17 protein-coding genes are annotated in these 23,400 nt (G+C 69.8%); 11 read left to right on the top strand and 6 right to left on the bottom strand.

Annotated elements, in window-relative coordinates:
- Positions 1-144: 144 nt before the first annotated feature.
- Positions 145-2,352 (bottom strand): ABC transporter family substrate-binding protein, encoded by a 2,208-nt coding sequence (locus tag ABD361_RS19590; protein ID WP_344436738.1) that lies wholly within the window; start codon positions 2,350-2,352, stop codon positions 145-147.
- Between the two features lie 225 nt (positions 2,353-2,577).
- On the opposite strand from ABD361_RS19590, the gene ABD361_RS19585 reads away from it, so the two are divergent.
- The 11 genes from ABD361_RS19585 to ABD361_RS19535 all read left to right on the top strand — a co-directional run bounded on the left by ABD361_RS19585 (position 2,578) and on the right by ABD361_RS19535 (position 17,134).
- Positions 2,578-2,868 carry a hypothetical protein gene (locus ABD361_RS19585; protein ID WP_344436713.1) on the top strand — a complete coding sequence of 97 codons (291 nt, stop codon included), beginning with the start codon at positions 2,578-2,580 and terminating at the stop codon, positions 2,866-2,868.
- A 66-nt stretch (positions 2,869-2,934) separates the two neighbouring features.
- A complete protein-coding gene (locus ABD361_RS19580; RefSeq protein ID WP_344436715.1) occupies positions 2,935-3,777 on the top strand; it encodes a hypothetical protein in 843 nt (280 codons plus the stop codon).
- Between the two features lie 50 nt (positions 3,778-3,827).
- Positions 3,828-5,771 (top strand): fumarate reductase/succinate dehydrogenase flavoprotein subunit, encoded by a 1,944-nt coding sequence (locus ABD361_RS19575; RefSeq protein ID WP_344436716.1) that lies wholly within the window; start codon positions 3,828-3,830, stop codon positions 5,769-5,771.
- Positions 5,768-6,535 carry a succinate dehydrogenase/fumarate reductase iron-sulfur subunit gene (locus tag ABD361_RS19570; RefSeq protein ID WP_344436717.1) on the top strand — a complete coding sequence of 256 codons (768 nt, stop codon included), beginning with the start codon at positions 5,768-5,770 and terminating at the stop codon, positions 6,533-6,535. The genes ABD361_RS19575 and ABD361_RS19570 overlap by 4 nt, the downstream gene beginning before the upstream one ends.
- 144 nt (positions 6,536-6,679) lie before the next feature.
- Positions 6,680-8,620: a TPM domain-containing protein gene (locus ABD361_RS19565; RefSeq protein WP_344436719.1), complete on the top strand. Its 1,941-nt coding sequence runs from the start codon at positions 6,680-6,682 to the stop codon at positions 8,618-8,620.
- Between the two features lie 331 nt (positions 8,621-8,951).
- On the top strand, positions 8,952-10,859 hold the full coding sequence (gene typA / locus ABD361_RS19560; RefSeq protein WP_344436721.1) for a translational GTPase TypA: 1,908 nt from the start codon (positions 8,952-8,954) through the stop codon (positions 10,857-10,859).
- A 425-nt stretch (positions 10,860-11,284) separates the two neighbouring features.
- Positions 11,285-12,919 (top strand): peptide ABC transporter substrate-binding protein, encoded by a 1,635-nt coding sequence (locus ABD361_RS19555; protein WP_344436722.1) that lies wholly within the window; start codon positions 11,285-11,287, stop codon positions 12,917-12,919.
- A gap of 164 nt (positions 12,920-13,083) precedes the next feature.
- Complete coding sequence (locus tag ABD361_RS19550; protein WP_344436739.1) at positions 13,084-14,010, top strand: ABC transporter permease; 927 nt, start codon at positions 13,084-13,086, stop codon at positions 14,008-14,010.
- On the top strand, positions 14,003-14,959 hold the full coding sequence (locus tag ABD361_RS19545; RefSeq protein ID WP_344436724.1) for an ABC transporter permease: 957 nt from the start codon (positions 14,003-14,005) through the stop codon (positions 14,957-14,959). Before ABD361_RS19550 ends, ABD361_RS19545 begins: the two co-directional genes overlap by 8 nt.
- Positions 14,960-14,970: 11 nt before the next feature.
- On the top strand, positions 14,971-15,999 hold the full coding sequence (locus tag ABD361_RS19540) for an ABC transporter ATP-binding protein (RefSeq protein ID WP_344436725.1): 1,029 nt from the start codon (positions 14,971-14,973) through the stop codon (positions 15,997-15,999).
- Positions 15,992-17,134 (top strand): ABC transporter ATP-binding protein, encoded by a 1,143-nt coding sequence (locus tag ABD361_RS19535; protein WP_344436726.1) that lies wholly within the window; start codon positions 15,992-15,994, stop codon positions 17,132-17,134. The genes ABD361_RS19540 and ABD361_RS19535 overlap by 8 nt, the downstream gene beginning before the upstream one ends.
- 82 nt (positions 17,135-17,216) lie before the next feature.
- On the opposite strand, the gene ABD361_RS19530 is transcribed toward ABD361_RS19535, so the two are convergent.
- The 5 genes from ABD361_RS19530 to ABD361_RS19510 all read right to left on the bottom strand — a co-directional run bounded on the left by ABD361_RS19530 (position 17,217) and on the right by ABD361_RS19510 (position 23,066).
- Positions 17,217-18,359: an ABC transporter ATP-binding protein gene (locus ABD361_RS19530; protein ID WP_344436726.1), complete on the bottom strand. Its 1,143-nt coding sequence runs from the start codon at positions 18,357-18,359 to the stop codon at positions 17,217-17,219.
- Positions 18,352-19,380, bottom strand: a complete 1,029-nt coding sequence (locus ABD361_RS19525) for an ABC transporter ATP-binding protein (protein WP_344436725.1) — start codon at positions 19,378-19,380, stop codon at positions 18,352-18,354. The genes ABD361_RS19530 and ABD361_RS19525 overlap by 8 nt, the downstream gene beginning before the upstream one ends.
- Before the next feature lie 11 nt (positions 19,381-19,391).
- Positions 19,392-20,348 (bottom strand): ABC transporter permease, encoded by a 957-nt coding sequence (locus ABD361_RS19520; RefSeq protein ID WP_344436724.1) that lies wholly within the window; start codon positions 20,346-20,348, stop codon positions 19,392-19,394.
- Positions 20,341-21,267 (bottom strand): ABC transporter permease, encoded by a 927-nt coding sequence (locus ABD361_RS19515; RefSeq protein ID WP_344436739.1) that lies wholly within the window; start codon positions 21,265-21,267, stop codon positions 20,341-20,343. Before ABD361_RS19515 ends, ABD361_RS19520 begins: the two co-directional genes overlap by 8 nt.
- A gap of 164 nt (positions 21,268-21,431) precedes the next feature.
- Positions 21,432-23,066, bottom strand: a complete 1,635-nt coding sequence (locus tag ABD361_RS19510) for a peptide ABC transporter substrate-binding protein (protein WP_344436722.1) — start codon at positions 23,064-23,066, stop codon at positions 21,432-21,434.
- Positions 23,067-23,400 lie beyond the last annotated feature (334 nt).

The raw sequence follows: 23,400 nt of genomic DNA, 5'->3' as shown, positions 1-23,400 counted from the left end.
ACGGGGCGCCCCGAAGGGGCGCGGGGAACTGCGCGACAAGCCACGACGCGCCCGCAGACGAAATGCCGTGCTTCGGCTGCAGGCCGCCGGTGGCCGATCGCGCCCACGCGGCGGCAGCCGCAGATCGACACTGCCCCGCGCCCCTTACGGGGCGCCCCGCAGGAAGCCCATGTCCTGGTAGCGCGGCGTTGCCATGCCGAACGCTCCCGCGTTGACGACCGTGCGCCGTGTCGCCACCAGTTCGGGTCGCTGGTACAGGGGGAGCGAGCCCGCCACCGCCCAGATGCGGGCGTCTGCCCGTGCGAGCAGGTCGTGGGAGGTCTCCTCGTCCAGCTCCGTCGACGCCTTGTCGAACAACTGGTCGATCTGGTCCGTGCCCACCCGCGTGTAGTTCTGCTCCACCGTCAGCGACCCGTCCGGCGCCGGCTGCGGCTTGGCGAAGACGGGGCGGGCGTCCGTGGCCGGGAAGGCCCCCGTGGGCCAGCCGAACAGTGCGAGGTCGAACTTGCCCTTGGAGATGTTCTCCTTGAAGAACACCGCGTCCTCGACCTTCACCAGTTCCGTGCGCACCCCGATCGCGTCCAGCTGCCGGGCGATGCGCTCGCCGACCGCCCGCAGCGGTTCGGCGCCGGAGCCGTTCGGCAGGACGAAGCGCAGGACGAGCTTGCGGCCGTCCTTGAAGCGGGCCGGCGCGGCCGCCGCGCGGCCGCCGGTGTCGCCGCGGCCCTTGCCGTTGTCCTCGTCGCCGTAGGGGGAGGCGAGGGGCGACTCCTCGGGGGACTCCGCGACCTCCTCGTCCTCCGGGTCGTCGCTCGGGTCCAGGCCGCCGACGACCGGCAGGTGGGCGGCCTTCTTCGCCGGGGCGGCGCCGTGGCCCTCCTTCCAGCCGGCGTCGGCGAGCAGGTCCATGGCGGCCTTGAGGTCGACGGAGCCGACGGCGTCGCTGTGGTCGGCGTACCCGGGCTGGCCGGCCACCAGCAGGTGGCTGCCGAGCGGTTCGACGGGCAGGCCGAGCGGGCCGAGCACGTACTCGGCGAGCGCCTTGCGGTCCACGGCCCGTACGATCGCGCGCCGCACCCGCTCGTCCGCCAGCGGGCCGGAGGCGCCGTTGAGGGCGAGCTGGGTGTAGGCGGGCGCCAGGGAGCGGCGGACCATCAGGCCGCGCAGCAGTGTCGCGTCCGCGGCGACCGGCTTGTTCGCCCCGTCGGAGCGCGGCGTGCCCGGGCGCTTCGGGGCGGGCGGCACGGCCACGGAGGGGGACATCAGGGACGGCGAGACCATGGGCGTGCGCACCGACGGGCTGACCGCCGGGGGGCTGACCACCGCCGGGCTGGCCACCGGCGTGCGGACGGAGGGCCCGGTGGCCGGGCCCGTGCCGGGCGCGGCGGCCGCCGAGCCGGCCTTGCCCGCGTCGCCCTGCGGCTCCTGCGTGCCCTTCGCCGCGTTCGCCTTCATGATCCGCTCGGCCGCGGCGGGGGTGATCTCGGCCAGGTCCACCTTGCCGCCGGCCAGTGCCTCGACGCGCTGCTCGCGCGGCACGGCCCGCAGCACCAGCCGGTCGAGCTTGGCGCGCTCGCCCCACCAGCGGGGGTTGCGGGCCAGGGCCAGCGTGCCCTGCTGCTGGTCGCGCTCGGCGAGCCGGAAGGGGCCCGCGGCCAGTGGCAGCTCCTTGCGGGAGGTGTCGTTGAAGGCCGAGGCGTCGTCGGTGAGCGCCTTCGGGTACAGCGGCGTGAACAGGGCCCGCCAGTCGGCGTCGTTCCGGGCGAAGGTGACCTTCACCTCGTGGGCGCCGGCACCCTGCTCGACCCGGTCGATCCGTTCGTAGCCGGTGTTGCGGGCCGCGAAGTACGCACTGTCCTTGCCGCGCAGCGCCTTCCACTGCGCCGCGAAGTCGGCGGCGGTGACGGCCGTGCCGTCGCTCCAGACGGCCTTGGGGTTGAGCTTGTAGCGCACCACCTGGTGCGGCTTGCTGCTCACCACGGAGGCGTCGGTGAGGTAGTCGGGGTTGCGCCGGGGCCGCCCGCGCTCGTCGAGGGTGAACAGCGCCGGCAGCACGGCCCCCGCGACGCGCTGCGTGGCCTCGTCGGCGTCCGCGTGGAAGGCGTTGTAGGTGGCCGGCAGCGCGTCCACGGCCCAGGTCAGGGTGCCCTGGTCGGCGACCTTGGCGCGGGGGACGGCGGCGATGTCCGGCGGCGCGGCCGGGCCCTCGGCCTCGTCCTCGCCCCCGCCCGCGCAGCCCGCGAGCACGGGCAGCGGCAGCAGCACGGCGGCCAGCAGGGCGAGGGAGCGGGACGTACGGGACCGGGGGGTACGGGCCCGGGTGCTGCGGGGCCGGGTGCGCGAGGACCACATGCCGCCCACTGAAGGCGACCCTCCGCGCGAAGACGCGCCGACACGTCGCCTCCTTCGTCCACGCCACTCGCCTGGGGGAATGTCGGCCGCCACCGGTGCGGCGCCGAACGCGCTCCCGCGAACGGGCGATCCGGGAGGCTATCTTCCCTCCGAGGGGTGTGACGCGCGACACTTCCTGTCGCATGACCGGCGGCACCCGCAATCATCGAAGCGGAAGGCCAAACCATGTCCGTCAAAGATGAGTTGACCGTCATCGAGCGTTCGCTCGAAGACCTGGACCGTGCGATCGGCCGGCTGGAGCAGCATCTGGGCAAGGGCCTGGAGATGCGCCGCCTGCGCCTCGACGCCGGTCACCTGCGCGAGGACCTCGCGCTGCTGCGCGCGGGCACCCCCGCCGCCGCGGAGGCGCACCAGCCCGTCCAACTGGTGACGATCCCCGACACCCCGTACGACGCCTCGCTGTGGAAGGACGCCGACGAGGAGGGGCTCGGCTGCCGGGACCGGCGCGCCCCCTGACCGTCCCGCCCGACCTGCCCGACCGTCCTTCCGTCCCCGACCTCCACTCCACCCCGGAGTCCCGTCTTGGCCACTGGTACCGACCCCGAAGCACCCGCCGCGGCCGCCGCTCCGGCGGCCCGCGGCGTCCACCACGCCTCCCGGGCCGCCATCGCCGCCCGCCACCTGCGCCGCGACCGCTGGTGGCTGACGCCGGCCGCCACCGCCGCCGGGCTGCTCGCCTTCGTCGCCTACTCCACCTGGCGCGCCTTCGCGGGCGACCACTACTACGCCGCCCCCTACGTCTCCCCGTTCTACTCGCCCTGCCTGGCCGCGAACTGCGTGGACATGAACGGCGGAGCCGACTGGCAGCTCGTCGGATCCTGGTGGCGGCTCTCGCCCGCCCTGCTGATCCTGATCTTCCCGCTGGGCTTCCGGCTGACCTGCTACTACTACCGCAAGGCCTACTACCGGGGCTTCTGGGCCTCGCCCCCGGCCTGCGCGGTGCCCGAGCCGCACGCCCGCTACAGCGGCGAGACCCGCTTCCCGCTGATCCTGCAGAACGTCCACCGCTACTTCTTCTACTTCGCGGTGCTGGTCGCGGGAGTGCTCACCTTCGACGCCGTCCTCGCCTTCCGCGACGAGCGCGGCGCCTGGGGACACATGGGCCTGGGGACGCTGGTCCTGCTCGCCAACATCGTCCTGATCTGGGCGTACACCCTCTCCTGCCACTCCTGCCGGCACATCGTGGGCGGCCGGCTGCGCACCTTCTCCAAGCACCCCGTGCGCTACCGCATGTGGGGCTGGGTCAGCGCGCTCAACGCCCGCCACATGCTGCTGGCCTGGGCCTCGCTGGTGAGCGTGGCGGTGGCCGACCTGTACGTCTACCTGGTCTCCAGCGGCGCCTTCGCCGACCCGCGCCTGTTCTAGCCGCGCGGCCGCGACCGGGAGTTCTTCATCGAAAGAGGGGTCACGTTCTGATGCCACAGGTGGACCGGCAGTCCTGGGACGTCGTCGTGGTGGGGGCCGGCGGCGCCGGGCTGCGCGCGGCCATCGAGGCGCGCGAGCAGGGGCTGCGGTGCGCGGTCATCTGCAAGTCGCTGTTCGGCAAGGCGCACACGGTGATGGCGGAGGGCGGCATCGCCGCCTCCATGGGCAACGTCAACCGCAACGACAACTGGCAGGTGCACTTCCGCGACACCATGCGCGGCGGCAAGTTCCTCAACAACTGGCGGATGGCCGAGCTGCACGCGCAGGAGGCCCCCGACCGGGTCTGGGAGCTGGAGACGTGGGGCGCGGTGTTCGACCGCACGCCCGACGGGCTGATCTCCCAGCGTAACTTCGGCGGCCACGAGTACCCGCGGCTCGCCCACGTCGGCGACCGCACCGGCCTGGAGCTGATCCGCACGCTCCAGCAGAAGGTCGTCTCCCTGCAGCAGGAGGACCAGCGGGAGTACGGCGACTACGAGGCGCGCCTGAAGGTCTTCCAGGAGTGCACCGTCACCCGCATCCTCAAGGACGGCGGCAGGGTCGCCGGCGTCTTCGGCTACGAGCGCGAGTCCGGGCGCTTCTTCGTCTTCGAGGCCCCCGCCGTGGTGCTGGCCACCGGCGGCATCGGCAAGTCCTTCAAGGTGACCTCGAACTCCTGGGAGTACACCGGCGACGGGCACGCGCTGGCGCTGCTGGCCGGGGCCCGGCTGGTCAACATGGAGTTCGTGCAGTTCCACCCCACGGGCATGGTCTGGCCGCCGTCCGTCAAGGGCATCCTGGTCACCGAGTCGGTGCGGGGCGACGGCGGGGTGCTGCGCAACAGCGACGGCAAGCGCTTCATGTTCGACTACATCCCGGACGTCTTCCGGGAGAAGTACGCCGAGACCGAGGCCGAGGCCGACGGCTGGTACACCGACCCCGACCGCCACCGCAGACCGCCCGAGCTGCTGCCGCGCGACGAGGTCGCCCGCGCCATCAACGCCGAGGTCAAGGCGGGTCGCGGCTCCCCGCACGGCGGGGTGTTCCTGGACGTGTCCACCCGCATGCCGGCCGAGGTCATCCAGCGCAAGCTGCCCTCGATGCACCACCAGTTCAAGGAGCTGGCGGACGTCGACATCACCGCCGAGCCCATGGAGGTCGGCCCCACCTGCCACTACGTCATGGGCGGCGTGGCGGTCGACCCGGACACCGCCGCCGCCGAGGGCGTGCCCGGCCTGTTCGCCGCCGGGGAGGTCGCCGGCGGCATGCACGGCTCCAACCGGCTGGGCGGCAACTCCCTGTCCGACCTGCTGGTCTTCGGGCGCCGCGCGGGACTGTACGCGGCCCGGTACGCGGCCGGCTTCGCCACCGGCGCCGCCCCCACCGTGGCCGACGCCGACGTCGAGCTCGCCGCGGCCGAGGCGCTGCGCCCCTTCGGCGCGGAGGGTGCCGGCGCCGGCGCGGCCGGGGCCCCGGCCGAGAACCCGTACACCCTGCACCAGGAGCTGCAGCAGACCATGGGCGACCTGGTCGGCATCATCCGGCGGGCCGGGGAGATGGAGGAGGCGCTGCACCGCCTCGCCGGGCTGCGCACCCGCGCCCGGCGGGCCGGGGTGGAGGGCCACCGGCAGTTCAACCCCGGCTGGCACCTGGCCCTGGACCTGCGCAACATGCTGCTGGTCAGCGAGTGCGTGGCCCGGGCGGCCCTGGAGCGCACCGAGAGCCGCGGCGGCCACACCCGCGACGACCACCCCGGCATGGACCGGCGCTGGCGGCGCATCCACCTCGTGTGCCGGCTCGCCGACGAGTCCGCCGGGCTGGCCGCGGCCGACTCGGCCCTCGGCCTGATCCGCCTGGACCGCGTCGAGACGGCCCCGATCCGCGAGGACCTGCTGGCGCTGTTCGAGAAGGAAGAACTGACCAAGTACCTGACGGACGAGGAGCTCACCTCATGAGTTACCAGGCCCACTTCAAGGTGTGGCGGGGTGATAAGGACGGTGGCCGCCTCGTCGACTTCGAGGTGGCGGTCAACGAGGGCGAGGTCGTCCTCGACATCATCCACCGCCTGCAGGCCACCGCCGCGCCCGACCTGGCCGTGCGCTGGAACTGCAAGGCGGGCAAGTGCGGTTCGTGCAGCGCCGAGGTCAACGGCCGGCCGCGGCTGATGTGCATGACCCGGATGTCGGTCTTCGACCAGGCCGAGACGATCACGGTGACCCCGATGCGGACCTTCCCCGTGGTGCGCGACCTGGTCACGGACGTGTCGTACAACTACGCCAAGGCGCGCGAGGTGCCCTCCTTCGTGCCGCCGGCGGAGCTCGGCCCGGGGCAGTACCGGATGCAGCAGGAGGACGTCGGGCGCGTCCAGGAGTTCCGCAAGTGCATCGAGTGCTTCCTGTGCCAGAACACCTGCCACGTGGTGCGCGACCACGAGGAGAACAAGACCGCCTTCGCCGGGCCCCGCTTCCTCATGCGCGTCGCCGAGCTGGACATGCACCCGCTGGACGCCGCCGCCGAGGCCGGGGTCGACCGCAGGAAGGGCGCCCGCGAGGACCACGGCCTGGGCTACTGCAACATCACCAAGTGCTGCACGGAGGTCTGCCCCGAGCACATCAAGATCACCGACAATGCGCTGATCCCGCTGAAGGAGCGGGTCGTCGACCGCTCGTACGACCCGCTGGTCTGGCTCGGCAGCAAGATCCGCCGGAGGCGCGGCTGAGGGGTGGCTCGGGCACGGCCGGGGTCATGGCCGGGGCGCGGCCCAGGGGGCGCACCGGGCGGATGGGCGGCGCGTGACTACGCTCCGCATTGGGGGTCGTGCTCCGGGTAGCGGATCGGCCAATCCGGTCATACGCTCCAAAATGTGACGCGGCTTTCGTGGGGGTACGGGCCGAGGGCGCCTGGCTGGGCCATGGTCGGCGCCCTCCTCGCGCTCTGCGCCCTGCTGCTGCCCGCCGCACCCGCCTCCCGCGCCGACGCCCCCCTCGACCTCGACGCCCCCGGCCACATCACCGACACCGTCGGCGCCCTCGGCCACCGGCGCGGCCAGGTCGAGGCCGCCCTCGAAACCCTCCACGCCACCCAGCACGTCCAGCTCTACGTCACCTACGTCCACGACTTCTCCGGCCGCGCCGCCCAGGCCTGGGCCGACGCCACCGCCGACCGCAACGGCTTCGGCCCCCACGACGTGCTCCTCGCCATCGCCACCCACGGCGGCCAGTACGCCGTCTCCGCCGACAAGGACTCCGGCTTCCGCCCCGACCAGCTCAAACGCGTCGCCGCCACCGCCGTCGAACCCGCCCTGAAGGAGCACGACTGGGCCGGCGCCGCCGTCGGCGCCGCCGACGGCTACCGCGCCGTCCTGCGCGGCCAACCCGTCCGTACCCCCATCCTGCGCCCCGGCAGCAAGGACCCCGGCAGCGACGGACTCCTGCCCGGCCAACGCTCCGTCTGGCTGCCCATCGCCGTCGGCGCCGCCCTCGTCCTGACCGGCCTCCACCTGTGCTCCCGCCGCTCCCGCCGCACCCGCCTCGCCCGGCTGCGCCGCGCCGCCGTCCGCGAAGGCGGCCTGTGCCCCGACGGGGCCCCCGCCGACCTCGCCGCGACCGTCACCGTCGCCACCGGCACCGAACCCGGCCTCGCCCGCATGGCACAACCCCTGACCCCCCTGCCCGAACTCGACGCCGAAGCCGCCCACACCCTCGTCGCCACCGACGACGCCGTGCACACCAGCGCCGAGGAACTCCTCTTCGCCACCGCCCAGCTCGGCCGCACCGCCACCCGGCCCTTCACCGAAGCCGTCGCCTACGCCCGCGCCGAGCTCGCCGCCGCCTTCCGGCTCCGCCACGAACTCGACCGCACACCCCCCACCGACGAGGACGCCCGCCGCCACCGCCTCGACGAGATCTGCTCCCGCTGCACCAGCGCCAACCGGCGCCTCGACGCCGAGTCCGCCGCCTTCGACCGGCTGCGCGACCTGCGCACCAACGCCGCCGCCGTCCTCGACCTCGCCGAAACCGCCGCCCGCTCCCTCGCCCTGCGCCTGGATGCCGCCGAAGCCGCCCTCACCGCCCTCGCCCGCTGCCGCACCGCCCCCACCGCCCTCACCCCCGTGGCCCCCCACCCCGAGCAGGCCCGCGACCGGCTCGCCTTCGCCGACACCGCCCTCGCCGAGGCCCGCACCGCCCTCCTCGTCCACGACACCGACCACGCCGCCCTCTCCCTGCGCGCCGCCGAAGCCGCCCTCCATCAGGCCCGCACCCTCACCACCGCCGTCATACGCCACACCCACGAACTGACCGCCGCACCCGGACGCCTCCGCGACGCCCTCACCGAAGCCGCCGCCTGCCCGCAGGCCGCGGCCGCCGTCGAGGAGGCCCGGCGGGCCATGGCCAAGGAACCCTCCTGCGACCCGCGCGAAGTCCTGCGCCTGCTCGACGGCGCCGCCGCCCTGCCCGGCGGACCGGCCCGCGCCCTGCTCGCGGCCCGCGCCGAGGTCGCCGCCGCGGGCGACCACCTCGCCACCCACCGGGGCGCGGTCGGCGTGCGCGCCCGCACCCGGCTCGCCGAGGCCCGGCGCCTCCTGCCGCTGCCCGGCGCGGCGGCGCGCGCCGAGGCGCTGGCCCGCCAGGCGCGGGCGCTGGCCGAGGACGACGTGCTGGTGTACGACGCGTCCTACGAGCCGCCGACGACGCAACGGGCCCGGGCCCTGGCCGGCGCCCTCCGCGGCGGCATCGTCCTGCCGAGCCTGCTGCCGCCCACGTTCGGCGGCACGGCCACCCGGGGGCGCCTCGGCGCCCCGTAGGGGCGCGGGGAACTGCGCGACAAGCCACGACGTGGCCGCAGACGAAGCGCCGTGCTACGGCTGCAGGCCGCCGGTGGCCGATCGCGCCCGCGCGGCGGCAGCCGCAGATCGACACTGTCCCGCGCCCCTTACGGGGCCCGGTCCGGGGTCTGGGGCGGAGCCCCGGCTTCCGGGGGAGGAAACCGCAGGTCACAGCGGGTAGAGGTGATCCCGGGGCGCCGTACGCGGCAGCGCCCCGTACCATGGGGTGAGGCCGTGGCGTGTCGCCCGGCAGGGCCGCGTGCAGACTCCGTGCGCGAGCCGTCACCTACCCGGGAGAAGCGCCCCACGTATGCCCACGCGCCACGACATCCGTAATGTCGCCATCGTCGCCCACGTCGACCACGGCAAGACGACCATCGTCGACGCCATGCTCAAGCAGGCCGGTGCCTTCGCCGCCCACCAGCTCGACTCCGTCGACGACCGGGTCATGGACTCGAACGACCTGGAGCGTGAGAAGGGCATCACGATCCTCGCCAAGAACACGGCGGTGAAGTATCACCCCAAGGACGGCGGGGACCCGATCACGATCAACATCATCGACACCCCGGGCCACGCCGACTTCGGTGGCGAGGTCGAGCGCGGTCTGTCGATGGTGGACGGTGTCGTGCTGCTCGTGGACGCCTCCGAGGGTCCGCTGCCGCAGACCCGCTTCGTGCTCCGCAAGGCCCTGCAGGCCCGGATGCCGGTCATCCTGTGCATCAACAAGACCGACCGCCCGGACTCGCGCATCGACGAGGTCGTCAACGAGACCTACGACCTCTTCCTGGACCTGGACGCCGACGAGGACCAGATCGAGTTCCCGATCGTCTACGCCTGCGGCCGTGACGGCATCGCCTCGCTGACCAAGCCGGAGGACGGCACGGTCCCGGCGGACTCCACCAACCTGGAGCCGTTCTTCTCCACGATCCTGGAGCACATCCCGGCTCCGACGTACGAGGAGGACGCGCCGCTGCAGGCGCACGTCACCAACCTCGACGCCGACAACTTCCTCGGCCGTATCGCGCTGCTGCGCGTCGAGCAGGGCGAGCTGCGCAAGGGCCAGACCGTGGCCTGGATCAAGCGCGACGGCTCGATCTCGAACGTCCGCATCTCCGAGCTGATGATGACCGAGGCGCTCACCCGCAAGCCGGCCGAGAAGGCGGGCCCGGGCGACATCTGCGCCGTCGCGGGCATCCCGGACATCATGATCGGTGAGACGCTGGCCGACCCGGAGAACCCGGTCGCGCTGCCGCTGATCACGGTCGACGAGCCGGCGATCTCCATGACCATCGGTACGAACACCTCGCCGCTGGTCGGCCGTGGTGGCACGGGCAAGGGCGCGGACGCCAAGTCCGCCGTCAAGGACCGCAAGGTCACCGCCCGCCAGGTCAAGGACCGTCTGGACCGCGAGCTGATCGGTAACGTCTCGCTGCGCGTGCTGGACACCGAGCGCCCCGACGCCTGGGAGGTGCAGGGCCGCGGTGAGCTGGCGCTGGCCATCCTGGTCGAGCAGATGCGCCGCGAGGGCTTCGAGATGACCATCGGCAAGCCGCAGGTCGTCACCAAGGAGGTCGACGGCAAGGTCTACGAGCCGGTCGAGCGCATGACGATCGACGTGCCCGAGGAGCACATGGGTGCCGTCACCCAGCTGATGGGCGTCCGCAAGGGCCGGATGGACAACATGTCCAACCACGGCTCCGGCTGGGTGCGCATGGAGTTCGTCGTCCCGTCCCGTGGCCTGATCGGCTTCCGTACGGAGTTCCTGACGAACACCCGCGGTACGGGCATCGCCCACTCGATCCACGAGGGCCACGAGCCGTGGTTCGGCACCCTGCAGACCCGTAACAACGGCTCCCTGGTCGCCGACCGCGCCGGTGCGGTCACCGCGTTCGCGATGACCAACCTGCAGGAGCGCGGCGTGCTCTTCGTCGACCCGGGCACCGAGGTGTACGAGGGCATGATCGTCGGCGAGAACTCGCGTTCCGACGACATGGACGTCAACATCACCAAGGAGAAGAAGCTCACCAACATGCGCTCCTCCTCCGCCGACTCCTTCGAGGCGATCGTCCCGCCGCGCAAGCTGTCGCTGGAGCAGTCGCTGGAGTTCTGCCGCGACGACGAGTGCGTCGAGGTGACCCCGGAGGCGGTGCGCATCCGCAAGGTCGTCCTGGACCAGAAGGAGCGCGGCCGCACCGCGTCGCGCGCCAAGCACGGCTGAGGCAGCCCCTCTTTTCGTGCGACGGCCCGGCACCCCGCTTTGCGCGGGGTGCCGGGCCGTCGGCGTGTCCGGAAGCCGGACGGGGGCTGTCCGGAAGCGGCCGGGAGGCGGCCGGAAGTCGGGCAACTCGCTCCGCTTGCCGCGTTAACAGTCCGTTTCGTAGGTGTCTGTCTGTGCTGGCTTTGTCCGGATTTCGAACAGGTCGCGATGATCGATGTGACCAAAGCGAGACCCAGTAAGAGTGGTTTAAAGGGCGGCTGTACTTAATAGTTGGGTTCACTGAGCTCGGGTCAATGGGTCACGCGCTGTGGGGAGCGCCGACTCACGAGCACACTGAGGTGCCGGTTCCGTCGTGCTGTCAGGGGTGTCAGCAGGGACCGGCGCCTCACTCGTAAAGAAAAGTGGACTCTTGAGGAGGCATACCCATGCGCGGTGCCAGGAGCGCCAAGTGGGTCGCGACCGCCATAGTGGTGGCGCTGGCTGCAACGGCTTGCGGCGGTGACAAGGACAGCGCCAGCGATGTGAACGCCGGCAAGCCGGACCCGAACGGCACGATCACCGTTCACACCAGTGAGCCGCAGAACGCGCTGCAGCCGGCGAACGCCAAGGAGACGCAGGGCCACCGGGTCCTCAAGACCCTGTTCTCGGGCCTGGTGACGTACGAGCCGGGCACCGGCAAGATCGTCCCCGTCAACGCCGAGTCGGTCACCTCCACCGACGCCCAGCACTGGACGGTCAAGCTCAAGCCGGGCTGGAAGTTCCACAACGGCGAGACCGTCACCGCGCAGTCCTACGTGGACTCCTGGAACTGGTCGGCCAACACCAAGAACAACCAGATCAACTCGAACTGGTTCAGCGACATCGAGGGCTTCGACGACGTCCACCCGGACAAGGGCGACCCGAAGTCGGACACGATGTCCGGTCTGAAGGTGGTGAACGACAACGAGTTCACCATCTCCCTGAAGAACAAGGTCCCGTACTTCAACTACAAGCTGGGCTACATCGTGTGGGCCCCGCTGCCGAAGGCGTTCTTCAAGGACCCCAAGGGCTTCGGTGAGCACCCGGTCGGCAACGGCCCGTACCAGTTCGTCTCCTGGAACCACAACGACAAGATCGTCGTGAAGCGGTTCGACGGCTACTCCGGTCCGGACAAGGCCAAGAACGGCGGCATCACCTTCAAGAACTACACCACCGCCGACGCCGCCTACAACGACCTGCGCTCGGACAACCTCGACTGGGTCGAGCAGATCCCCGACACGTCGCTGACCAGCTACAAGCAGGACCTCGGCGACCGCGCTGCCACCGTCGAGTTCTCCGCGGTCCAGACGATTGCGATCGCGTACTACTCCGACCAGTGGAAGAACGTCGACAACAAGGTCATCCAGGGCCTGTCGATGGCGATCGACCGCGACACCATCACCAAGACCACCCTCCACGGCACCCGTGTCCCGGCCAACAGCTGGGTCGCCAAGGGCGTGCTCGGCTACCAGGCCAACTCCTGCGGCGACGCCTGCACCTTCAACCCGGAGAAGGCCAAGCAGCTCATCAAGGAGGGCGGCGGCGTCCCGGGCAACAAGATCTTCATCCAGTACAACGCCGACCTGAACCACAAGCCGTGGGTCGACGCGGTCTGCAACAGCATCCGCACCAACACCGGCGTCGACTGCGTCGGCGACTCCAAGCCGAACTTCAAGGCGGACCTCGACACCCGCGAGAAGAAGCAGGTCAAGTCGCTCTACCGGTCCGGCTGGAACCTCGACTACCCCGTCAACTCCAACTTCCTGCGTGACCTGTTCGGCTCCAAGGCCGACGGCAACCAGGGCGGTTACGAGAACAAGGAGTTCGACGACATGGTCGCCAAGGCCGACAACGTCAACTCCCTCGACGAGTCGGTGAAGCTGTACCAGGACGCCGAGAAGGTCCTGCAGAAGAAGATGCCTTCCATCCCGCTGTGGTACTACGCGATCAACTCCGGTCAGTCCACCAAGATCTACGGGAAGATCAAGTACGGTCAGGACGGCGAGCCGCTGCTGAGCGAGATCCAGGTCAAGCAGAAGTAGCTCCCCCCGGACACCAACCGTAAAGCCGGTGCCGCCGCATTCGTCGGCGGCACCGGCGCACCCGCCGACGCCGGGCGGCACGCGCTGAAAGCCGGTCAATCCCCCCACAACCACAGGGGCATCGGCCGCCCGGCGTCGCGGGCTGCGACTGACATGGAGGCATGATGGGGCGCTACGTCGCGCGGCGACTGCTCCAGATGATCCCGGTGTTCATCGGGACCACGCTATTGATTTTCCTCATGGTGCACTGGCTCCCCGGCGACCCGATCGCGGCGCTGTGGGGCGACAAGGTGCCCGACCCCGCCCAGGTCGCGCAGCTTCGCCATGACTTCGGGCTCGACAAGCCCCTGTGGCAGCAATACCTCGATTACATGGGCAAGCTGTTCCAGGGTGACTTCGGCAAGACGTTCGGCGGTCGCGAGGTCTCCGACGTGATGGGCGAGGCGTTCCCCGTCACCATCCGGCTGGCGATCGTCGCGTTCGTCATCGAGGTCGTCCTCGGCATCACCCTCGGCGTCCTCGCCGGCCTGAAGGCCGGCCGCGCCCTGGACACCGCCGTCCTGATCTTCACCCTGCTGGTGATCTCGGTGCCGGTCTTCGTCCTCGGCTACATCTTCCAGACGGTCTTCGGCGTCGAACTGGGCTGGGTGACGCCCAACGTCAAGGACTCCGAGGACATCACCCAGCTGATCCTGCCGGGCGCCGTGCTCGGCTCGCTCTCGCTGGCGTACGTCGCGCGCCTGACGCGCACCACCATCAGCGAGAACCTGCGCTCCGACTACATGCGCACCGCGCTCGCCAAGGGCCTGCCGCGGCGCCGCATCGTCGGCGTGCACCTGCTGCGCAACTCGCTCATCCCGGTCGTCACCTTCCTCGGCACCGACATCGGCGCCCTGATGGGCGGCGCCATCGTGACCGAGGGCATCTTCAACGTGCAGGGCGTCGGCATGCAGCTCTACCGGGCTGTCAACCAGGGCGAGGGCGTCACCACCGTCGGCATCGTGACCGTACTGGTCCTCGTCTTCCTGCTCACCAGCCTGATCGTCGACCTGCTCTACGCGGTCCTGGACCCGAGGATCCGGTATGCCTGACGTGACCAAGACCCCTGACACCGACGCGGCTCCGACCGCGGCGGCGGCCGGCGAGGCGGCGGTCGTGGCGGCACCCGCCGCCGGCAAGCCGCGCAGCCTGTGGAGCGACGCCTGGCGCGACCTGCGGCGCAACCCGCTCTTCGTCATCTCGGCGCTGCTGATCGTCTTCCTGCTGGTCATGGCCGCCTTCCCGCAGCTGTTCACCAGCACCAACCCGCGCAACGGCGACCTGACGCACCACTTCCTGACCAAGCCCTCGTACGGCGACGTCTTCTCGGCCGACTGGTTCGGCTACGACAAGCAGGGCCGCAGCATCTACGCGCGTGTCGTCTACGGCGCCCGCGCCTCGATCACCGTCGGCGTGCTCGTCACCCTCGCCGTCACCCTCGTCGGCGGCCTGATCGGCATGCTGGCCGGCTACTACGGCGGCTGGATCGACTCGGTGCTCTCCCGCCTCACCGACATCTTCTTCGGCATCCCCTTCTTCCTGGGCTCGATGGTCATCCTGGTGAGCTTCACCGACCGGAAGGTGTGGGTCGTGGCGGCCGCCATGGCGTTCCTGGGCTGGACCCAGATCGCCCGCGTGATGCGCGGCTCGGTGATCACCACCAAACAGTCCGACTACGTGACGGCGGCGCGGGCGCTCGGCGCCGGCACCGGGCGCATCATGTTCCGGCACATCCTGCCGAACGCCATCGCGCCCGTCATCGTCGTCGCCACGATCGCGCTCGGCGGCTACATCGCGGCCGAGGCCACGCTGTCCTACCTCGGTCTCGGCCTCGCCGAGCCCATCATCTCGTGGGGCATCGACATCTCGGACGCCAAGGACTCCATCCGGGAAAACCCGCACGTGATGTTCTTCCCCGCCGGCATGCTCTGCATCACCGTTCTCGCGTTCATCATGCTCGGCGACGCGGTGCGCGACGCCCTCGACCCCAAGCTGCGCTGAGGGAGGCGTACGTGACCACCGTTACCGAGAAGACCGACGGCGCGCCACTGCTCGAAGTGCGCGACCTGCACGTCGAGTTCCACACCCGCGAGGGCGTGGCCAAGGCCGTCAACGGCGTCAACTACACCGTCGACTCCGGCGAGACGCTGGCCGTCCTCGGCGAGTCCGGCTCCGGCAAGTCCGTGACGGCCCAGGCCATCATGGGCATCCTCGACATGCCGCCCGGCCGCATCCCGCAGGGCCAGATCCTCTACCGCGGCCAGGACATGCTCACCATGTCCGCCGACGAGCGCCGCAAGATCCGCGGCCGGAAGATCGCCATGATCTTCCAGGACGCGCTGTCGTCGCTGAACCCCGTGCTCAGCGTCGGCTACCAGCTCGGCGAGATGTTCCGCGTCCACCAGGGCATGTCCAAGAAGGACGCCAAGGCCAAGGCCATCGAGCTGATGGACCGGGTGCGCATCCCCGCCGCCAAGCAGCGCGTGAGCGACTACCCGCACCAGTTCTCCGGTGGCATGCGGCAGCGCATCATGATCGCGATGGCGCTGGCGCTCGAGCCGGACCTGATCATCGCGGACGAGCCGACCACGGCGCTGGACGTGACGGTGCAGGCGCAGGTGATGGACCTGCTCGCGGAGCTGCAGCGCGAGTACAACATGGGTCTGATCCTCATCACCCACGACCTCGGCGTCGTCGCCGACGTCGCCGACAAGATCGCGGTGATGTACGCCGGCCGCATCGTCGAGAACGCCCCCGTCCACGAGCTCTACAAGCGCCCGGCCCACCCGTACACCCGCGGCCTGCTCGACTCCATCCCGCGGCTGGACCAGAAGGGCCAGGAGCTCTACGCGATCAAGGGCCTGCCGCCCAACCTGCTGCGCATCCCCACCGGCTGCGCGTTCAACCCCCGTTGCCCCAAGGCGCAGGACATCTGCACCACCGACGTCCCCGCGCTGCAGCCGGTGGCGGAGCAGGACGGCACCGCGATGCCCGGCCGTGGCAGCGCATGCCACTTCTGGAAGGAGACGATCCATGGCTGAGACCGGCAAGAAGGACGAGGCCGCGACGCCCAACGTCTCCGAGGTGCACGTCAGCGACGCCTCCACGACCCAGGAGGTCGAGGCCGTCCTCGACGCGCCCGTCGAGCGCGGCGAGCCGATCCTGCAGGTGCGCAACCTGGTCAAGCACTTCCCGCTGACCCAGGGAGTCCTCTTCAAGAAGCAGGTCGGCGCGGTCAAGGCCGTCGACGGCGTCTCCTTCGACCTCTACCAGGGCGAGACGCTCGGCATCGTGGGCGAGTCCGGCTGCGGCAAGTCCACCGTCGCCAAGCTGCTCATGACCCTGGAGACCGCCACCTCCGGCGAGGTCTTCTACAAGGGCCAGGACATCACCAAGCTGTCGGGGCGCGCGCTCAAGGCCGTGCGCCGCAACATCCAGATGGTGTTCCAGGACCCCTACACCTCGCTCAACCCGCGCATGACGGTCGGCGACATCATCGGCGAGCCCTTCGAGATCCACCCCGAGGCCGCCCCCAAGGGCGACCGCCGCAAGCGGGTCCAGGAGCTCCTCGACGTCGTCGGCCTCAACCCCGAGTACATCAACCGCTACCCGCACCAGTTCTCGGGCGGCCAGCGCCAGCGCATCGGCATCGCCCGCGGCCTCGCGCTGAACCCCGAGATCATCATCTGCGACGAGCCCGTCTCGGCGCTGGACGTCTCGGTGCAGGCCCAGGTCGTCAACCTGATGGAGCGACTGCAGGACGAGTTCAACCTCTCCTACGTCTTCATCGCCCACGACCTGTCCATCGTGCGGCACATCTCCGACCGCGTCGGCGTGATGTACCTGGGCAAGATGGCGGAGATCGGCACCGACGTGCAGATCTACGACCACCCCACCCACCCCTACACCCAGGCCCTCCTCTCGGCCGTCCCCGTCCCGGACCCCGAGGCCCGCGAGCGCCGCGAACGCATCATCCTCACCGGCGACGTCCCGTCCCCGGCCAACCCCCCGTCGGGCTGCCGCTTCCGCACCCGCTGCTGGAAGGCCCAGGACAAGTGCGCCGAGGAGATCCCCCTCCTGGCGGTCCCCGAGGTCTTCGCCGGCAAGACCACCCCGGCGGCCCACGAATCGGCCTGCCACTTCGCCGAGGAGAAGGACGTCGTCCACGCGGCGTAGGGCTGTCGCCGCTGCCGCCGTTCGGGCGCCCGGACCGCACATGTGCGGTCCGGGCGCCCGAACGGCGGCAGCGGCGACAGCCCTACGCCGCGTGGACGACGTCCTTCTCCTCGGCGAAGTGGCAGGCCGATTCGTGGGCCGCCGGGGTGGTCTTGCCGGCGAAGACCTCGGGGACCGCCAGGAGGGGGATCTCCTCGGCGCACTTGTCCTGGGCCTTCCAGCAGCGGGTGCGGAAGCGGCAGCCCGACGGGGGGTTGGCCGGGGACGGGACGTCGCCGGTGAGGATGATGCGTTCGCGGCGCTCGCGGGCCTCGGGGTCCGGGACGGGGACGGCCGAGAGGAGGGCCTGGGTGTAGGGGTGGGTGGGGTGGTCGTAGATCTGCACGTCGGTGCCGATCTCCGCCATCTTGCCCAGGTACATCACGCCGACGCGGTCGGAGATGTGCCGCACGATGGACAGGTCGTGGGCGATGAAGACGTAGGAGAGGTTGAACTCGTCCTGCAGTCGCTCCATCAGGTTGACGACCTGGGCCTGCACCGAGACGTCCAGCGCCGAGACGGGCTCGTCGCAGATGATGATCTCGGGGTTCAGCGCGAGGCCGCGGGCGATGCCGATGCGCTGGCGCTGGCCGCCCGAGAACTGGTGCGGGTAGCGGTTGATGTACTCGGGGTTGAGGCCGACGACGTCGAGGAGCTCCTGGACCCGCTTGCGGCGGTCGCCCTTGGGGGCGGCCTCGGGGTGGATCTCGAAGGGCTCGCCGATGATGTCGCCGACCGTCATGCGCGGGTTGAGCGAGGTGTAGGGGTCCTGGAACACCATCTGGATGTTGCGGCGCACGGCCTTGAGCGCGCGCCCCGACAGCTTGGTGATGTCCTGGCCCTTGTAGAAGACCTCGCCGGAGGTGGCGGTCTCCAGGGTCATGAGCAGCTTGGCGACGGTGGACTTGCCGCAGCCGGACTCGCCCACGATGCCGAGCGTCTCGCCCTGGTAGAGGTCGAAGGAGACGCCGTCGACGGCCTTGACCGCGCCGACCTGCTTCTTGAAGAGGACTCCCTGGGTCAGCGGGAAGTGCTTGACCAGGTTGCGCACCTGCAGGATCGGCTCGCCGCGCTCGACGGGCGCGTCGAGGACGGCCTCGACCTCCTGGGTCGTGGAGGCGTCGCTGACGTGCACCTCGGAGACGTTGGGCGTCGCGGCCTCGTCCTTCTTGCCGGTCTCAGCCATGGATCGTCTCCTTCCAGAAGTGGCATGCGCTGCCACGGCCGGGCATCGCGGTGCCGTCCTGCTCCGCCACCGGCTGCAGCGCGGGGACGTCGGTGGTGCAGATGTCCTGCGCCTTGGGGCAACGGGGGTTGAACGCGCAGCCGGTGGGGATGCGCAGCAGGTTGGGCGGCAGGCCCTTGATCGCGTAGAGCTCCTGGCCCTTCTGGTCCAGCCGCGGGATGGAGTCGAGCAGGCCGCGGGTGTACGGGTGGGCCGGGCGCTTGTAGAGCTCGTGGACGGGGGCGTTCTCGACGATGCGGCCGGCGTACATCACCGCGATCTTGTCGGCGACGTCGGCGACGACGCCGAGGTCGTGGGTGATGAGGATCAGACCCATGTTGTACTCGCGCTGCAGCTCCGCGAGCAGGTCCATCACCTGCGCCTGCACCGTCACGTCCAGCGCCGTGGTCGGCTCGTCCGCGATGATCAGGTCCGGCTCGAGCGCCAGCGCCATCGCGATCATGATGCGCTGCCGCATGCCACCGGAGAACTGGTGCGGGTAGTCGCTCACGCGCTGCTTGGCGGCGGGGATGCGCACCCGGTCCATCAGCTCGATGGCCTTGGCCTTGGCGTCCTTCTTGGACATGCCCTGGTGGACGCGGAACATCTCGCCGAGCTGGTAGCCGACGCTGAGCACGGGGTTCAGCGACGACAGCGCGTCCTGGAAGATCATGGCGATCTTCCGGCCGCGGATCTTGCGGCGCTCGTCGGCGGACATGGTGAGCATGTCCTGGCCGCGGTAGAGGATCTGGCCCTGCGGGATGCGGCCGGGCGGCATGTCGAGGATGCCCATGATGGCCTGGGCCGTCACGGACTTGCCGGAGCCGGACTCGCCGAGGACGGCCAGCGTCTCGCCGGAGTCGACGGTGTAGTTGACGCCGTTGACGGCCTTGGCCACGCCCTCGCGGGTGTGGAACTCGACGTGCAGGTCGCGCACTTCGAGCAGTGGCGCGCCGTCGGTCTTCTCGGTAACGGTGGTCACGTACGCCTCCCTCAGCGCAGCTTGGGGTCGAGGGCGTCGCGCACCGCGTCGCCGAGCATGATGAACGCGAGAACGGTGATGCAGAGCATGCCGGCGGGGAAGAACATCACGTGCGGGTTTTCCCGGATGGAGTCCTTGGCGTCCGAGATGTCGATGCCCCACGAGATGATGGGCTCGGCGAGGCCGAGACCGAGGTAGGACAGCGTGGCCTCGGCCGCGATGTAGCCGCCGAGCGCGATCGTGGCGACGACGATGACGGGCGCGATGGCGTTCGGCAGGATGTGCCGGAACATGATGCGCCCGGTGCCGGCGCCGAGCGCCCGCGCCGCCGTCACGTAGTCGGACTGTTTGGTGGTGATCACCGAGCCGCGCATCACGCGGGCGATCTGGGTCCAGCCCAGGAACGCCATGGCGGCCGCCACGACCCACACCTTCCGGTCGGTGAAGCTCACCAGGATGACCATCGAGCCCAGGAAGAAGGGGATGCCGAAGAAGATGTCGGTGAGGCGGGAGAGCACCGAGTCGATCCAGCCGCCGTAGTAGCCGGCCAGCATGCCGATCAGGCCGCCGACGAGGGTGACGGCGAGGGTGACGAGCACGCCGACGGTGATCGAGGCGCGGGCGCCGTAGACGACACGCGCGTAGATGCTGCGGCCCTGCTTGTCGTAGCCGAACCAGTCGGCCGAGAAGACGTCGCCGTACGAGGGCTTGGTCAGGAAGTGGTGCGTCAGGTCGCCGTTGCGCGGGTTGGTGCTGGTGAACAGCTGCGGGAAGGCGGCCATGACCAGCAGGAAGACGATCAGCAGCGCCGAGATGACGAAGAGCGGGTTGCGCCGCAGGTCGCGCCAGGCGTCGCTCCACAGGCTGCGCGGCTTGCCGGCGGCGGGTGCCGCCACGACCGCCGCCTCGCCGGCCGCCGCCGCGGTCGGAGCCGCGTCGGTGTCAGGGGTCTTGGTCACGTCAGGCATACCGGATCCTCGGGTCCAGGACCGCGTAGAGCAGGTCGACGATCAGGCTGGTGAGCAGGAAGACGAGGACCAGTACGGTCACGATGCCGACGGTGGTGACGCCCTCGCCCTGGTTGACAGCCCGGTAGAGCTGCATGCCGACGCCCTGCACGTTGAAGATGCCCTCGGTCACGATGGCGCCGCCCATCAGGGCGCCGATGTCGGTGCCGAGGAAGGTGACGACCGGGATGAGCGAGTTGCGCAGCAGGTGCACGCCGACGATGCGGCGCCGCGGCAGGCCCTTGGCGAGCGCGGTGCGCATGTAGTCGGAGCGCAGGTTCTCGCTGATGGTGGTGCGCGTCAGGCGCGCGACGTACGCCAGCGAGAGCGAGCCGAGCACGGCGCCCGGCAGGATCAGCTGGGTGATGTCCTCGGAGTCCTTGACGTTGGGCGTCACCCAGCCCAGTTCGACGCCGAAGACCGTCTGGAAGATGTAGCCGAGGACGAAGACCGGCACCGAGATCACCAGCAGGGTGAAGATCAGGACGGCGGTGTCCAGGGCGCGGCCGGCCTTCAGGCCGGCGAGGACGCCGAGGGTGATGCCGAGGACGACCTCGATGACGAACGCGACGATCGCCAGCCGGATGGTGACGGGGAACGCCTCGCCCATCACGTCGGAGACCTCGCGACCGCCGAACGTCTTGCCGAAGTCACCCTGGAACAGCTTGCCCATGTAATCGAGGTATTGCTGCCACAGGGGCTTGTCGAGCCCGAAGTCATGGCGAAGCTGCGCGACCTGGGCGGGGTCGGGCACCTTGTCGCCCCACAGCGCCGCGATCGGGTCGCCGGGGAGCCAGTGCACCATGAGGAAAATCAATAGCGTGGTCCCGATGAACACCGGGATCATCTGGAGCAGTCGCCGCGCGACGTAGCGCCCCATCATGCCTCCATGTCAGTCGCAGCCCGCGACGCCGGGCGGCCGATGCCCCTGTGGTTGTGGGGGGATTGACCGGCTTTCAGCGCGTGCCGCCCGGCGTCGGCGGGTGCGCCGGTGCCGCCGACGAATGCGGCGGCACCGGCTTTACGGTTGGTGTCCGGGGGGAGCTACTTCTGCTTGACCTGGATCTCGCTCAGCAGCGGCTCGCCGTCCTGACCGTACTTGATCTTCCCGTAGATCTTGGTGGACTGACCGGAGTTGATCGCGTAGTACCACAGCGGGATGGAAGGCATCTTCTTCTGCAGGACCTTCTCGGCGTCCTGGTACAGCTTCACCGACTCGTCGAGGGAGTTGACGTTGTCGGCCTTGGCGACCATGTCGTCGAACTCCTTGTTCTCGTAACCGCCCTGGTTGCCGTCGGCCTTGGAGCCGAACAGGTCACGCAGGAAGTTGGAGTTGACGGGGTAGTCGAGGTTCCAGCCGGACCGGTAGAGCGACTTGACCTGCTTCTTCTCGCGGGTGTCGAGGTCCGCCTTGAAGTTCGGCTTGGAGTCGCCGACGCAGTCGACGCCGGTGTTGGTGCGGATGCTGTTGCAGACCGCGTCGACCCACGGCTTGTGGTTCAGGTCGGCGTTGTACTGGATGAAGATCTTGTTGCCCGGGACGCCGCCGCCCTCCTTGATGAGCTGCTTGGCCTTCTCCGGGTTGAAGGTGCAGGCGTCGCCGCAGGAGTTGGCCTGGTAGCCGAGCACGCCCTTGGCGACCCAGCTGTTGGCCGGGACACGGGTGCCGTGGAGGGTGGTCTTGGTGATGGTGTCGCGGTCGATCGCCATCGACAGGCCCTGGATGACCTTGTTGTCGACGTTCTTCCACTGGTCGGAGTAGTACGCGATCGCAATCGTCTGGACCGCGGAGAACTCGACGGTGGCAGCGCGGTCGCCGAGGTCCTGCTTGTAGCTGGTCAGCGACGTGTCGGGGATCTGCTCGACCCAGTCGAGGTTGTCCGAGCGCAGGTCGTTGTAGGCGGCGTCGGCGGTGGTGTAGTTCTTGAAGGTGATGCCGCCGTTCTTGGCCTTGTCCGGACCGGAGTAGCCGTCGAACCGCTTCACGACGATCTTGTCGTTGTGGTTCCAGGAGACGAACTGGTACGGGCCGTTGCCGACCGGGTGCTCACCGAAGCCCTTGGGGTCCTTGAAGAACGCCTTCGGCAGCGGGGCCCACACGATGTAGCCCAGCTTGTAGTTGAAGTACGGGACCTTGTTCTTCAGGGAGATGGTGAACTCGTTGTCGTTCACCACCTTCAGACCGGACATCGTGTCCGACTTCGGGTCGCCCTTGTCCGGGTGGACGTCGTCGAAGCCCTCGATGTCGCTGAACCAGTTCGAGTTGATCTGGTTGTTCTTGGTGTTGGCCGACCAGTTCCAGGAGTCCACGTAGGACTGCGCGGTGACGGTCTCGCCGTTGTGGAACTTCCAGCCCGGCTTGAGCTTGACCGTCCAGTGCTGGGCGTCGGTGGAGGTGACCGACTCGGCGTTGACGGGGACGATCTTGCCGGTGCCCGGCTCGTACGTCACCAGGCCCGAGAACAGGGTCTTGAGGACCCGGTGGCCCTGCGTCTCCTTGGCGTTCGCCGGCTGCAGCGCGTTCTGCGGCTCACTGGTGTGAACGGTGATCGTGCCGTTCGGGTCCGGCTTGCCGGCGTTCACATCGCTGGCGCTGTCCTTGTCACCGCCGCAAGCCGTTGCAGCCAGCGCCACCACTATGGCGGTCGCGACCCACTTGGCGCTCCTGGCACCGCGCATGGGTATGCCTCCTCAAGAGTCCACTTTTCTTTACGAGTGAGGCGCCGGTCCCTGCTGACACCCCTGACAGCACGACGGAACCGGCACCTCAGTGTGCTCGTGAGTCGGCGCTCCCCACAGCGCGTGACCCATTGACCCGAGCTCAGTGAACCCAACTATTAAGTACAGCCGCCCTTTAAACCACTCTTACTGGGTCTCGCTTTGGTCACATCGATCATCGCGACCTGTTCGAAATCCGGACAAAGCCAGCACAGACAGACACCTACGAAACGGACTGTTAACGCGGCAAGCGGAGCGAGTTGCCCGACTTCCGGCCGCCTCCCGGCCGCTTCCG

Source organism: Streptomyces luteosporeus, from assembly GCF_039532865.1.
GTDB classification, from domain to species: Bacteria; Actinomycetota; Actinomycetes; order Streptomycetales; family Streptomycetaceae; genus Streptomyces; species Streptomyces luteosporeus.
Note: the sequence above shows the minus strand (reverse complement) of the source record. Positions and strands in the feature narration are given on the sequence as shown.